This is a genomic window from [Haemophilus] ducreyi, from assembly GCF_900109315.1.
Lineage (GTDB): Bacteria > Pseudomonadota > Gammaproteobacteria > Enterobacterales > Pasteurellaceae > Haemophilus_B > Haemophilus_B ducreyi.
The window spans coordinates 52,501-65,723 of record NZ_FOJC01000005.1 but is presented as its reverse complement, the minus strand read 5'-3'; the positions used below and the strand labels follow the sequence as shown (position 1 = coordinate 65,723).

Below are 13,223 nucleotides of genomic sequence, written 5' to 3'. Positions count from 1 at the left end.
TAAGTATTTTTTACAGGCGGTTAAAATATAATCAAATAGTTGGTTGATGGGAAAATTATGTTACGTTCGCTCACTAAATTTAGTGCTTGGCTTGTTTATTTAGGTATAGTTTTACTTTATCTGTTTAGTTTGTTTGCCTTACTCAATCATCGTCAAGGTGAGAGTGATTGGCAATGGTCAGAAATGTGGCCTATTTTAAAATATAGCTTGTTACAAGCGGGGCTTTCGGCAGGATTAGCCACCATTTTTGCTGTATTGTTAGCGCGTTCATTTTTTTATTTGCAGTTTAAAGGCAAAACGTTGCTATATAAGGTGATCTCGTTCGTTTGGGCTTTACCGTCATTGGTTGTGATTTTTGCCATTATTGGCGTTTGGGGCAATGCTGGTTGGTTAGCCCAATTTGCCAATTTGCTCGGTTTGGAGTGGCAATTTTCACTTTATGGTTTACAAGGCATTTTGTTAGCGCATTTATTATTTAATGTTCCGTTAGTCACTAAATATTGTTTGGAAGGATTGCGGTTAATCCCAAGTAGTCAGCATAAATTAGCCGCGCAGTTAACATTGCGAGGTTGGGCTTATTTTCGTATTGTGGAGTGGCCAACATTAAGTGGCATTTTGCCTTATAGCTTTGCGAATGTGTTTTTGATTTGTTTTACTAGTTTTCCAATTGTGCTGATGTTAGGCGGTAGCCCTAAATATAGCACATTAGAAGTGGCAATTTATCAAGCGGTTACATTTGAATTTGATTTTGCCAAAGCGACGATGTTGATTATTACTCAGCTATTTGTAGGAATGTTGTTGCAGTTAATGATGGATTTGGCCAGTAAAACGGCGTTTAAACATAAAAAACAAACACCGCCAGCAGTGGATCATATTTGGTTGCCTAAGGTAATGGGTAAAGCTAAATATGGATTGCAAGCGGTACTTTTTTTGCAAAGTTTAGCCATTATTTTACCGCTAATCAGTGTGATCATTTCAGCTTTGCAGGTATCAAACTTTTGGCAACGGCTAGCAAATGATGCTTTATGGCAGGCGACTTGGTTCTCGTTATGGCTGAGTCTAATTGCGGCTTCAACAGTGGTTGCGCTTGCTTATTTACTAGCATTAGAAACGCGTCAACAAAGTTACCGTCAGCAGAAAATGGGGTACAGTATTTTGAGTGGGGTCGTGAATTATCCGTTAGTTTTGCCGATTTTTTTATTAGCAGTGGGGTTGTTTTTGTTATTGATGGAGGTGGATTTAAGTACTACGCAATTGCTTTGGTTAGTCGGCATTTGTAACGGCTTGAGCCTATTGCCTTATATTTATCGTTTATTATTTGCGACAATGTGGCAAGTGTTTGTGGCACAAGACCAGTTAGCTCGCAATTTAGGATTATGTGGTTTACGGCGATGGTGGATTGTGGAAAAACATTATTTAATTCGACCGCTTATCAATGCATTTTGTTTGGCTATGTCAGCCAGTTTAGGTAGTTTTGCTGTGATTGCTTTTTTTGGTAGTCCAGATTTTAGTTCATTACCTTATCTACTTTATCAACAATTAGGCAACTATCGTACAGAAGACGCGGCGGTAACCGCTTTGGTATTAATGCTATTTGCCTTGTTGCCTTTTTTACTGATTAAACAACAAGAGAGCCTAAAATGATTGAATTAAATGTAACGTTTGATTATGAACAAATGCCAATGCACTTTATCTTGCAAGTGGCTAAAGCACAACGGGTGGCTGTCGTGGGTGAAAGTGGCGCTGGTAAAAGTACATTATTAAATTTGATTGCGGGTTTTGATTTGGCGACTAGCGGGCAGATTTTGTTGAATGAAGTCGATTACACTTTCGCAGAAGTGGCAGATCGTCCAGTGTCGATGTTATTTCAAGAAAATAATGTTTTTCCTCATTTGACTGTTGAGCAAAATATTGGTTTAGCGTTGGTGCCTAGCTTGCATTTAACGCTACAACAGCAAGAGGCGGTAAAAAAGATTGCCGGTCAAATGGGGATTGCTGAATTGTTATTACGGCGAGCGGATCAATTATCGGGAGGGCAAAAACAACGGGTTGCGTTGGCCCGTACTTTGTTACAAGATAAGCCTATTTTGTTATTAGATGAACCTTTTTCTGCATTGGATCCTATTCGGCGTAATGAATTGCAACAGTTGGTGTTAGAGATTTGCCATCAGCGTCAATTAACGCTATTAATGGTGACCCATCAATTTTCAGAAAGTCAGGCATTATTCGATCGTGTTATTCATATTGAACAGGGACGGATTGTTGCGGATCAATTGCTTTAAGGCGCAGATTGGGCGTGTTTTACGACAAGCGGTTTAATGAACAAAAAAAAGTGTAAATTAAACCGCTTGAATCGTGGTAGGTAGGTTGTGAAATCAAGCATAGCTGATTCTACTTAAATAGAGTAATTATGCTAAGCTGGCTACCATTACGGCTTTAATGGTGTGCATTCGATTTTCAGCGTGTTCAAAGGCGATATTTGCAGTGGATTCAAAAGCCTCTTCTGTTACTTCAATACCGTTTGCAAGCTGTGGATACTGTTCAGCAATTTGTTTACCCATTGTGGTTTCACTATTATGGAAAGCGGGTAAACAATGCATAAATTTTACGTTTGGATTGCCTGTACGTTGCATTAGCGCAGGAGTCACTTGATAAGGCATTAACATATTAATTCGTTCGCCCCACATCTCTAACGGCTCACCCATTGATACCCATACATCAGTATGAATAAAATCGACCCCTTGTATTGCTAGATCTATATCATCTGTGATGGTGATGCGCGCGTTAGATTGTTGAGCAAATTGTTGGCATAGTGTGACCAAGGAGTCTTCTGGCATTAAGGCTTGAGGTGCACAAATACGGACGTCCATACCTAATTTAGCACCAATAAGTAATAAAGAATTACCCATATTATTGCGTGCATCACCCATATAGACATAGCTTATTTGATTTAATGGTTTTTCACAACTTTCAAGCATAGTTAATACATCAGCGAGCATCTGTGTTGGATGGAATTCATCAGTTAAACCATTAAAAACAGGTACTCCTGCATATTTGGCTAATTCATTTACAGTGGCTTGTTTAAAACCACGATATTGAATGGCATCATACATTCTGCCTAATACACGTGCAGTGTCTTTCATCGATTCTTTATGGCCAATTTGAGAGGAGTTTGGATCAATATAAGTGACTTGAGCACCTTGATCATAAGCGGCGACTTCAAACGCACAACGGGTACGGGTAGATGTTTTTTCAAAGATTAAAGCAATATTTTTGCCTTTTAATGTTTGTTGTTCAGTACCGCTATATTTTGCACGTTTTAAATCACGTGCTAATGCTAATAAGTATTTAATTTCACGTTCTGTGTGATTGACTAAGCTGAGCAAGTGTCTATTTTTAAGATTAAAAGCCATGTTATTCTCCGGATATGAATGCGAAGCATATAAATCAAGCGGTTGTTTTTGCATTTTTTAAAAACTAAACCGCTTGAGGGAATGCACACCACGAGTCGTTATCGAGTTATTTGATTAGTGAGCGCTGATGATGAAAGATGTAACTGTTGAAGTGCATTGACATCATATTTATTGATATGGCGGACTGCTTCACTGATCGCCTCTGCTGCTGCAAGCGTAGTATAAGTCGGCATATGTAATTTTAATGCATTACGACGGATTTCTTGTGCTTCTTTAATGCTTTCAGGCAGATTATTGACGGTATTAATAATCATCGCAATCTCATTATTTTTGATGCTATCTACAATATTTGGGCGCCCTTCACGTACCTTATTTATAATTTGTACGCCAACACCATTTTCGCGTAAATATTGTGCTGTGCCTATTGTGGCACATAAACCATAACCTTCTGCTTGTAAATATTGTGCAACACGGATAATTTGCGGTTTGTCTTCATCGGCAATAGATAAGAACACCTTACCCGTACTTGGAATACGTTCACCAGCACCTAACTGCGCTTTATAGTAAGCTTCAGCAAAGGATTGACCTGTTCCCATTACTTCACCTGTTGAACGCATTTCTGGGCTGAGTGTCGTATCCACACCAGGGAATTTGATAAATGGGAAAACCGCTTCTTTTACACTAAAATAAGGCGGAATAATTTCGGTTGTAGCATTTTGTTCTGCTAACGATTTCCCTGCCATCACCAAGGCAGTAATTTTAGCTAATGGATTACCCGTTGCTTTACTGACAAAAGGCACGGTACGGCTTGCACGTGGGTTGACTTCTAATACATAAATAGTCTCATTTTGTACCGCAAATTGGACGTTCATTAAGCCCTTCACGCCTAGCGCAAAAGCCATCGCCGAAGTTTGGCGGCGGATTTCCTCTTGAATTTCATTGGTTAATGAATAAGCAGGTAATGAACAGGCTGAATCACCAGAATGAATACCCGCTTGTTCAACGTGTTGCATAATACCGCCAATTAAAACTTGTTCAGAATCGGAAATACAATCTACATCGACTTCAATTGCATTCTTTAAGAAATGGTCAAGTAAAATAGGGCTATCATTAGAAACGGAGACAGCCTCTTGCATATAGTTGTTTAATTCATCTACATTATAGACAATTTGCATTGCTCTACCGCCTAATACATAAGACGGTCTCACAACTAATGGATAGCCCACTTCTTCTGCTAATTTCACTGCTTCTTCCGTATTGCGTGCAGTACGGTTATTTGGCTGTTTTAGGCCTAAATCGGTTAAGATTTTTTGAAAACGAGCACGATCCTCTGCGGCATCAATACTGTCTGCAGACGTACCAATAATATTTACGCCATTTTGCTCTAATGCATTGGCTAATTTTAACGGGGTTTGCCCACCATAATGTACAATCACTCCCCAAGGTTGCTCTTTATAAATAATTTCTAATACATCCTCAAGTGTCAGTGGTTCAAAGTATAACCGATCTGAGATGTCAAAATCGGTTGATACTGTCTCAGGGTTACAATTGACCATAATGGTTTCAAAATCTGCTTCACGTAATGCTAAAGCGGCGTGCACACAACAGTAATCAAATTCAATGCCTTGACCGATACGGTTTGGACCACCCCCTAAAATCATTACTTTTTGGCGAGTTGTTGGTTTAGCTTCACATTCATCTTCATAAGTTGAATAGAGATAGGCTGTATCTGCTTTAAATTCGCCCGCACACGTATCAACCCGTTTATATACAGGGTGCAAATTGAGAGCATACCGTTTTGCTCTAACGTCACTTTCACTGACCTTGATGAGCTGTGCAATCCGTTTATCCGAGAAACCTTTGCGTTTTAAACGGCGCAGTTCTGCATAATCAAGCTCAGCAAAAGCACGTTTCTCAAGTGCCATTTCTTCTTGCACTAAGTCTTGAATTTGAATTAAAAACCAAGGGTCAATTTTTGAATAGTGGTGCACTTCTTCAAGTGAGAAGCCTGCACCAAATGCATCTGCAACATAAAGAATACGATTCGGACCAGGATTAGCCAGCTCGCGACGAATAGTCTCAGGGGATTCTGAACGTAAGTTAAAGCCGCAAATGCCGGTTTCTAAGCCGCGTAATGCTTTTTGTAATGATTCTTGGAATGTTCTACCCATTGCCATAACCTCACCAACAGACTTCATTTGTGTAGTGAGGCGATCATATGCTTGAGGAAATTTTTCAAATGCGAAGCGAGGTACTTTGGTGACAACATAATCAATTGTTGGCTCAAATGACGCGGGAATTAAACCACCGGTAATATCATTACGTAATTCGTTTAAGGTATATCCAACCGCTAATTTTGCGGCAACTTTAGCGATAGGGAAACCGGTCGCTTTGGAGGCTAATGCTGAGGATCGGCTGACACGAGGATTCATTTCGATAACAATCATTTCACCATTGGTTGGATTGATCGCAAATTGCACATTTGAACCACCGGTATCAACTCCGATTTCACGTAATACGGCTAATGAAGCATTACGCATAATTTGATATTCTTTGTCCGTTAATGTTTGTGCAGGTGCAACAGTGATTGAATCGCCGGTATGTACGCCCATTGGATCAAAGTTCTCAATTGAGCAGACAATAATACAGTTGTCTGCTTTATCACGTACTACTTCCATTTCGTATTCTTTCCAGCCTAATACAGACTGTTCAATGAGTAATTCGTGAGTGGGCGAAGCTTCAAAGCCGCGTTCACAAATAGCTTGGAATTCATCACGATTGTAAGCAATGCCACCACCAGAACCGCCCATTGTGAATGACGGGCGAATTAAAGTAGGAAAACCAACTTGTTCCTGTGCTTGCCAAGCTTCTTCAAAACTATGGCATATAAAAGATTTTGGTGTGTTCAGGCCGATTTTAGTCATTGCATCTTTGAAGCGACCTCTATCTTCTGCTTTATCAATCGCATCTTCAGTTGCGCCAATTAATTCAACACCATATTTTTTCAATACCCCATTTTTAGATAATGCTAAGGCACAATTGAGAGCTGTTTGTCCACCCATAGTAGGTAAAATAGCATCTGGCCGTTCTTTTTCTATGATCTTTTCAAGGGTTTGCCATTGAATGGGTTCGATGTAAGTGACATCTGCCATATCAGGATCGGTCATAATTGTTGCGGGGTTTGAATTGATTAATATTACTTTATAGCCTTCTTCACGCAATGCTTTAACTGCTTGTGCGCCTGAATAGTCAAATTCACAGGCTTGTCCGATTATGATTGGGCCTGCACCAATGATTAATATAGTATTTATATCTGTACGCTTTGGCATCTTCTATCTCTCTAAAATTTGTTAAAAATGGTGGGCATTATGCTTTGGTTGCTTGCATTGCGTTAATAAATTTATCAAATGAATAAGCAACATCTTGTGGCCCTGGACTCGCTTCTGGGTGGCCTTGGAAACTAAAGGCGACTTGGTTAGTCAGTTCAATGCCTTGTACTGAATTATCAAAAAGAGATCGATGGGTGATTATGACATTTTCAGGCAAACTATATTCGTCTATTTCAAAACCGTGATTTTGGCTTGTGATTAAAACGTGTTCTGTTTTTAAGTCTTGGACTGGGTGATTAGCACCATGATGTCCAAAAGCCATTTTTCGTGTTTTTGCGCCAACGGCTAAACCTAATAGTTGATGCCCTAAGCAGATGCCAAAGATCGGTTTTTGGGTATTGAGTAGCTGGCGAATTGATTGAATAGCATAAGTACAAGATTCAGGATCACCCGGGCCATTAGAAAGAAAGATACCATCAGGATTAAGTGCTAGGATATCTTCTGCGGAGGTTTGCGCCGGAACAACAGTAATTTTACAACCGCGTTCAGCAAGCATTCGTAAGATATTTTGTTTTATGCCAAAATCATAAGCAACGACATGAAATGTAGGTGTCGTTTGGAGATTAAAAGGCTTGCCTGCATTATTAGTTGGTAAGTGCCAAATACCTTCTTGCCATTCATAACGGTGTTGGCAGGTAACTTCCTTCGCTAAATCTTTACCAGCCATAGAGCCAAAACTTTTTGCAAGATCTTGAGCTTTTTCGACCACTTGTGCTAATGATTCATTTTCGTTTGGTATATAGATACAGCCCGCTTGTGAGCCGGTTTCGCGTAAAATTCGAGTTAGACGGCGTGTATCGATATCGGCAATCGCAATAATGTTGTGTTGAATAAGGTAGTCAGAGAGAGAAGAAGTTGCACGAAAGTTACTGTGGAGAAGCGGTAGATCTCGAATGATTAAACCTGATGCATAAATTTGATTTGATTCATTATCTTCATCATTTGTACCAGTATTGCCAATATGGGGGTAAGTGAGTGTGACGATTTGTTTTGCGTAGGAGGGATCAGTGAGAATTTCTTGGTAGCCAGTTATTGCAGTATTAAATACGACTTCACCAATGCGGTAGGCCGAAACGGCTTGATAGCCTATAGATTTGCCATAAAACGTACTGCCATCAGCAAGAACAAGTATTGCAGGGTTGAACATAATTTATTACTCCAGTTGTTGTGGGTTGGTACTTGAGAGTCGCCATTAACCTTTCTCTTAGAAGTAGGCGAACTATTCTAACAAAGCAAATGATTGCTTTCAACCGCTAAAAGCGGTTGAAAAATGCGTTGTTTATTAAGTGCTGAGGATGTGTATTAATAGCAGGCAAAACCGGATAAGCGCTCTGTTTTTTTAAGCAAATTAACATTAACGATGAAATGAATTACCTCTCTTGAGGTATGTTTAATCAAGTGCAAAGAATCAATATAATGGTGGGAGTAAACTGCGATTAGTGATTATTTTTTATTTTTGAGGTTAATATGCTATATGCAGAATTTTTGTTGTTATTGGCATTTTTATATGTAGGTAGCCGTTATGGCGGTATTGGATTAGGCGTTGTGTCTGGTATCGGCCTATTTGTAGAAGTTTTTGTTTTAGGTATGCCACTGTCAAAAGCACCGATTGATGTAATGTTAGTTATTTTGGCGGTAGTGACTTGTGCATCCGTGCTTGAAGCTGCGGGGGGCTTAAAATTTATGTTACAAATTGCGGAACGTATTTTACGCAGTAATCCCAAAAGAATTACTATTCTTGGCCCGATAGTCACTTATGTGATGACGTTAATGTTAGGTACAGGCCATTCAGTTTATTCAATTATGCCTATTATTGGCGATATTGCGCTAAAAAATAAGATTCGTCCAGAACGGCCAATGGCAGCGGCTTCTGTTGCTTCACAATTAGGTATTACAGGTAGCCCTCTTTCTGCTGCAGTCGCGTATTATTTAACTGAAATTACTCACTTACCTGGGTTTGAAGGGGTAACGCTGTTAAATATTGTGGCAGTGACTATGTCAGCCACTTTTTTAGGTGTGCTTGCGATGTCATTATACAGTTTACGCAGAGGTAAGGAATTGGAAGATGATCCAGAATATCAACGCCGTATGCAAGATCCTGTATTGCGTAAACAGATTGAAGAAACGAGTTCAACTTCATTAAATGAGCAATTATCTGCAAGTGCAAAATATTCGGTTTATTTATTCTTAATGGCAATTGCCACTATTGTGATGATTGCTATGATGCCAAGTCTTAAACCTGTTTTAGCTGAAAATGGTAAAGTGGCAGGAATGGATAAAATTATTCAAATTGTGATGTTAATGTTTGGCGGGTTAATTTTAGTGTTAACTAAAATCGATGTGAAAAAAGTACCCAATGGCATGGTGTTTAAATCTGGAATGGTGGCGACAATTGCTATTTTTGGCATCGCCTGGATGAGTGACACCTATTTTAGTTATGCAATGCCTTCATTTAAAGCGGGCGTAACAGAAATGATAAAAGCACAACCTTGGACCTTTGCTTTTGCTTTATTTGCGGTTTCTGTTGTGGTCAATAGCCAAGCGGTAACCGCTAAAATGTTATTACCGGTTGGGATTGCGATTGGCTTACCGGTACCATTATTAGTTGGATTAATGCCCGCTACCTATGCCTATTTCTTTATTCCTAATTATCCATCAGATATTGCAACGGTTAATTTTGATGTGACTGGCACCACTAAAATTGGTAAATACTATTTCAATCATAGCTTTACGGCACCTGGCTTAGTGGGGGTGACTACCGCTTGTTTAGTTGGTCTAGCCTTAGCTGAAGTACTTATTTAGCGAATGAATATTGCCCAAGCAAGCGGTTTAAAATTGCAAGTTTTTTGCAAAGTTAGACCGCTTGCTTTTTTCTACCTATCTTTACTCAATAAATTGACAAAACAGCTTGCCCACTACTTGACTAATCTATAAAATTCAGCGCGTTAGTCGCTGAAATAGAGTATTTTATCGTGATTATTAGCTATTTTTCGTAAAAATAAGCTAAACATCTGTCCATTGAAATAACACTTTTTTCAGCATGCTCATATCTTAATCACTACGCTTGAAAACGAATTAAATTGAAAAATAGTATGAATGAAACAGACTATAAACATATTACCGTCTTATTGCATGAAGCAGTTGATGGTTTAGCGATTAAACCGAATGGTATTTATATTGATGGTACATTTGGGCGTGGTGGTCATTCACGGCTTATTCTTTCCCGCTTAGCGACAAACGGTCGTTTAATTGCCATTGATCGTGATCCTCGTGCGATTGCGGAGGCAAACACAATTAGCGATGCTCGTTTTCAGATTATTCACACCGCTTTTTCTGCCATTCCTGAAGTGTGTGAAAGCTTGGGATTAATGGGTAAAATTGACGGAATTTTGCTTGATCTTGGTGTTTCTTCACCACAACTAGATGATGCAGAACGTGGTTTTAGTTTTATGCGTGATGGGCCTCTAGATATGCGAATGGATACCACAAAGGGCTTGTCTGCTGCCGAGTGGCTTGCACAGGTTTCGATAGAAGATTTGGCCTGGGCATTAAAGACATTTGGTGAAGAGCGTTTTGCAAAACGTATTGCACAAGCGGTTGTATCTTATAATAAAACTAACAGTGAAAAGATCACTAGAACCTTACAATTAGCCAAAATTATCGCCGATGCAGTGCCTTTCAAAGATAAACATAAGCACCCCGCGACCCGTTCATTTCAAGCGATTCGGATCTTTATTAACCGTGAATTAGATGAACTTGAGAAAGCATTAACCAATGCGTTGCGGGTATTAGCACCGGAAGGGCGTTTATCTATTATTAGTTTCCATTCGTTGGAAGATCGAATGGTAAAACAGTTTATGAAGAAAAATAGTAAAGGTGAAGTGGTACCAAAAGGTCTGCCTATATTAGAAGCAGAATTAAATAAAAATATCCCGCTTAATATCATTGGCAAAGCAATTATGCCAAGTGAGGCCGAAATTGTGGTTAATGCTCGTTCCCGTAGTGCAGTATTACGTATTGCGGCAAAAAGATAATTGGAGGTATAGATGGTAAATAATGAACGTTATCCATTGCAACAAATAATTTTAAATGATCTGACAGAACATAATAAATTTGCCCTCTTGTTATTATTTTTAATTGTATTAACCGCCGTGGGCACGGTATGGGTCACGCATCAAACACGCTTGTTAACCGCCGAACAAGGTAAGTTGATACAAGAACAGCGTAAATTAGAGAATCAGTATGTTAATTTGCAATTAGAAGAAAGTGCGAAAAGCCAAAAATCTCGAGTAGAGGCTGCTGCGGCAAGTTTTGGTTTACAGCCGATCAAAAAAGAACAAGAAATTATTTTGGTTGAATAAGATAAATGGCTAAATCAGTAAAATTAAAAAAGAAAGTAGATCCTGCGGTTATAAAGCAGGTTCAGGCTAAAGATAGTAAAGATCAAGTGAGTTATCTTCCCTATCGATTTAGGATAGTCATATTTTTTATGTTAGTGTTAACCGCTTTTTTAATATCGAAAGCAATACAGATACAATTAGTTGAATCTGAATGGTTTATTAATGAAGCAAATAATCGCTCACTTAGAACCAAAGAATTGCCATTTACGCGCGGTAGAATTTTAGATCGACATGGGCGTTTTTTATCAATTAGCGTGCCAATGTATTCATTGACGATTGATCCACGAGAATATTTCGATAGTAAATTAAGACGCTCATCAGATCATTGGAAATTATTAGCGATGGAAATGGAGACGTCTAAAGGTAAGATAGAGAAAAACGTCAGTAATTTTATTGAGAAAAAGAATAAATCGAAAGAGAAAATTGCAATTGATCATCGAGTGATTTTTGATATTGCAAGTGATGGTTATTGGCATTTATTAGCGCAAATTAGCGGATTAGAATACAATGCATTAGTGCAAAAAGTACGGCATAACCCAAACTCACAATTTGTGGCACGAGAGGTTGCAAATGCGCAATTAGAACGTTCAAAGCTGGAAGCGCTTGCTAAAGCAAACGGTGAAAAATATAACAATTTAATGGATCGCTTATATAAAACTGCTCTCCAACGTTTTATTTATATTGCACGGCATCGGTCAGAAAATATTGCTTATTATGCTCAAGCATTGAAGATTGATGGTATGGTGTTAAAGGCGGAATCACGTCGTTTTTATCCGCTTGCTGAGGAAGCATCACAATTAATCGGCTTTACTGATGTTGATGATCAACAAGGCTCAGAAGGATTAGAGCGTAGCTTTAACTCGTTGTTAGTCGGTAAAAATGGTAAGCAGATTATTCGTAAAGACGCTCGTGGTAATGTGATCGAAAATATTCGTGATGAAAAACAGTATGATCCACAAGATGTTATGCTGAGTATTGACGAAGAATTGCAGTCAGAAGTGTATAAAAAGATTAAAGCCGCAGTGATTGCGAATAATGCTGAATCAGGTACAGCGGTCTTAGTTGATATTAAAACAGGCGAAATTTTAGCGATGGCAAATGCGCCTTCGTTTAACCCGAATAAACGTGATAGTTTCAGACCTGAATTAATGCGCAATCGGGCGATTACCGATACCTTTGAGCCCGGTTCGACAGTAAAACCGTTAGTGGTTTTAACCGCCTTGCAAAATGGAGCTGCTGTAGTAGATGAAGTGCTTAATACGCGTCCTTTTGTCGTTAATGGTCATACGATTAAAGATGTTGCACCTCGTGATCAATTGAGTATTACCGGTATTTTACAAAAATCAAGTAATGTCGGCGTCAGCCGTTTAGCGTTACGTATGCCTGCCTCGGCATTGATGGATACGTATAGTAAAGTGGGATTTGGTAAAGATACAGGTTTAGGTTTAGGTGAGCAAAAAGGCTCAAATGGCAATCGCAAACGTTGGTCTGATATTGAGCGAGCAACAGTGGCTTATGGTTATGGGTTGAATGTTACGCCTTTGCAATTAGCGCGTGCTTATGTAACGTTAGGTAGTTTTGGTATTTATCGGCCGCTTTCAATTACTAAAGTCGATCCGCCAGTGTTGGGTGAACGTGTGTTATCTGAGAAAGTCACCCGTCAGGTGGTGCAAATGATGGAAAGTGTCGCACAAAAGGGTGAGGGCGGGCACAAAGCGGCTGTAGATGGTTATCGTGTGGCAGTAAAAACGGGGACGGCACGTAAGCTAGAGAATGGTAAATATGTTGAGAAATATTTAGCATATACGGCAGGTGTGGCGCCTGCTAGTAATCCACGTTTTGCATTAGTCGTGCTAATTAATGAACCTAAAGCGGGCGTTTATTACGGTGGTTCAGTTTCGGCGCCATTATTCTCAAGTATTATGGGCTATACGTTAAAAGCCCGTAATATTAAGCCTGATAATCTACAAGAAAATACTAATGCAGTGCGTGAGATTAAATTACAGCCATAAATACAGATG

General features: G+C 39.2%; 9 protein-coding genes. 6 read left to right on the top strand and 3 right to left on the bottom strand.

Annotated elements, in window-relative coordinates:
* Nucleotides 1-57 precede the first annotated feature (57 nt).
* Both thiP and thiQ read left to right on the top strand, forming a co-directional pair.
* Nucleotides 58-1,644 (top strand): thiamine/thiamine pyrophosphate ABC transporter permease ThiP, encoded by a 1,587-nt coding sequence (thiP, locus tag BMX01_RS04360; protein ID WP_064082300.1) that lies wholly within the window; start codon nt 58-60, stop codon nt 1,642-1,644.
* Nucleotides 1,641-2,282: a thiamine ABC transporter ATP-binding protein gene (thiQ, locus tag BMX01_RS04355; RefSeq protein ID WP_064082299.1), complete on the top strand. Its 642-nt coding sequence runs from the start codon at nt 1,641-1,643 to the stop codon at nt 2,280-2,282. Before thiP ends, thiQ begins: the two co-directional genes overlap by 4 nt.
* A gap of 126 nt (nt 2,283-2,408) precedes the next feature.
* Here the strand turns inward: thiQ and BMX01_RS04350 are convergent, their stop codons facing one another.
* From BMX01_RS04350 to carA, 3 genes are all read right to left on the bottom strand, one after another.
* Nucleotides 2,409-3,413 (bottom strand): ornithine carbamoyltransferase, encoded by a 1,005-nt coding sequence (locus BMX01_RS04350; protein ID WP_074647860.1) that lies wholly within the window; start codon nt 3,411-3,413, stop codon nt 2,409-2,411.
* A 98-nt stretch (nt 3,414-3,511) separates the two neighbouring features.
* Nucleotides 3,512-6,742 carry a carbamoyl-phosphate synthase large subunit gene (gene carB, locus BMX01_RS04345; RefSeq protein ID WP_064082298.1) on the bottom strand — a complete coding sequence of 1,077 codons (3,231 nt, stop codon included), beginning with the start codon at nt 6,740-6,742 and terminating at the stop codon, nt 3,512-3,514.
* 37 nt (nt 6,743-6,779) lie between these two features.
* Nucleotides 6,780-7,949: a glutamine-hydrolyzing carbamoyl-phosphate synthase small subunit gene (carA, locus tag BMX01_RS04340; protein ID WP_064082297.1), complete on the bottom strand. Its 1,170-nt coding sequence runs from the start codon at nt 7,947-7,949 to the stop codon at nt 6,780-6,782.
* 320 nt (nt 7,950-8,269) lie between these two features.
* Here carA and BMX01_RS04335 point away from each other — a divergent pair, with 320 nt between their 5' ends.
* The 4 genes from BMX01_RS04335 to BMX01_RS04320 all read left to right on the top strand — a co-directional run bounded on the left by BMX01_RS04335 (nt 8,270) and on the right by BMX01_RS04320 (nt 13,214).
* On the top strand, nt 8,270-9,604 hold the full coding sequence (locus tag BMX01_RS04335) for an anaerobic C4-dicarboxylate transporter (protein WP_064082296.1): 1,335 nt from the start codon (nt 8,270-8,272) through the stop codon (nt 9,602-9,604).
* Between the two features lie 290 nt (nt 9,605-9,894).
* Entirely contained in the window at nt 9,895-10,836 is a 942-nt protein-coding gene (rsmH, locus tag BMX01_RS04330) for a 16S rRNA (cytosine(1402)-N(4))-methyltransferase RsmH (protein ID WP_064082295.1), read from the top strand.
* 12 nt (nt 10,837-10,848) lie between these two features.
* The gene (gene ftsL, locus BMX01_RS04325; protein ID WP_064082294.1) at nt 10,849-11,163 is read left to right on the top strand and encodes a cell division protein FtsL; all 315 of its coding nucleotides are present in this window, start codon (nt 10,849-10,851) and stop codon (nt 11,161-11,163) included.
* A 5-nt stretch (nt 11,164-11,168) separates the two neighbouring features.
* Entirely contained in the window at nt 11,169-13,214 is a 2,046-nt protein-coding gene (locus tag BMX01_RS04320) for a penicillin-binding transpeptidase domain-containing protein (RefSeq protein WP_064083410.1), read from the top strand.
* The last annotated feature ends 9 nt before the right edge of the window (nt 13,215-13,223 follow it).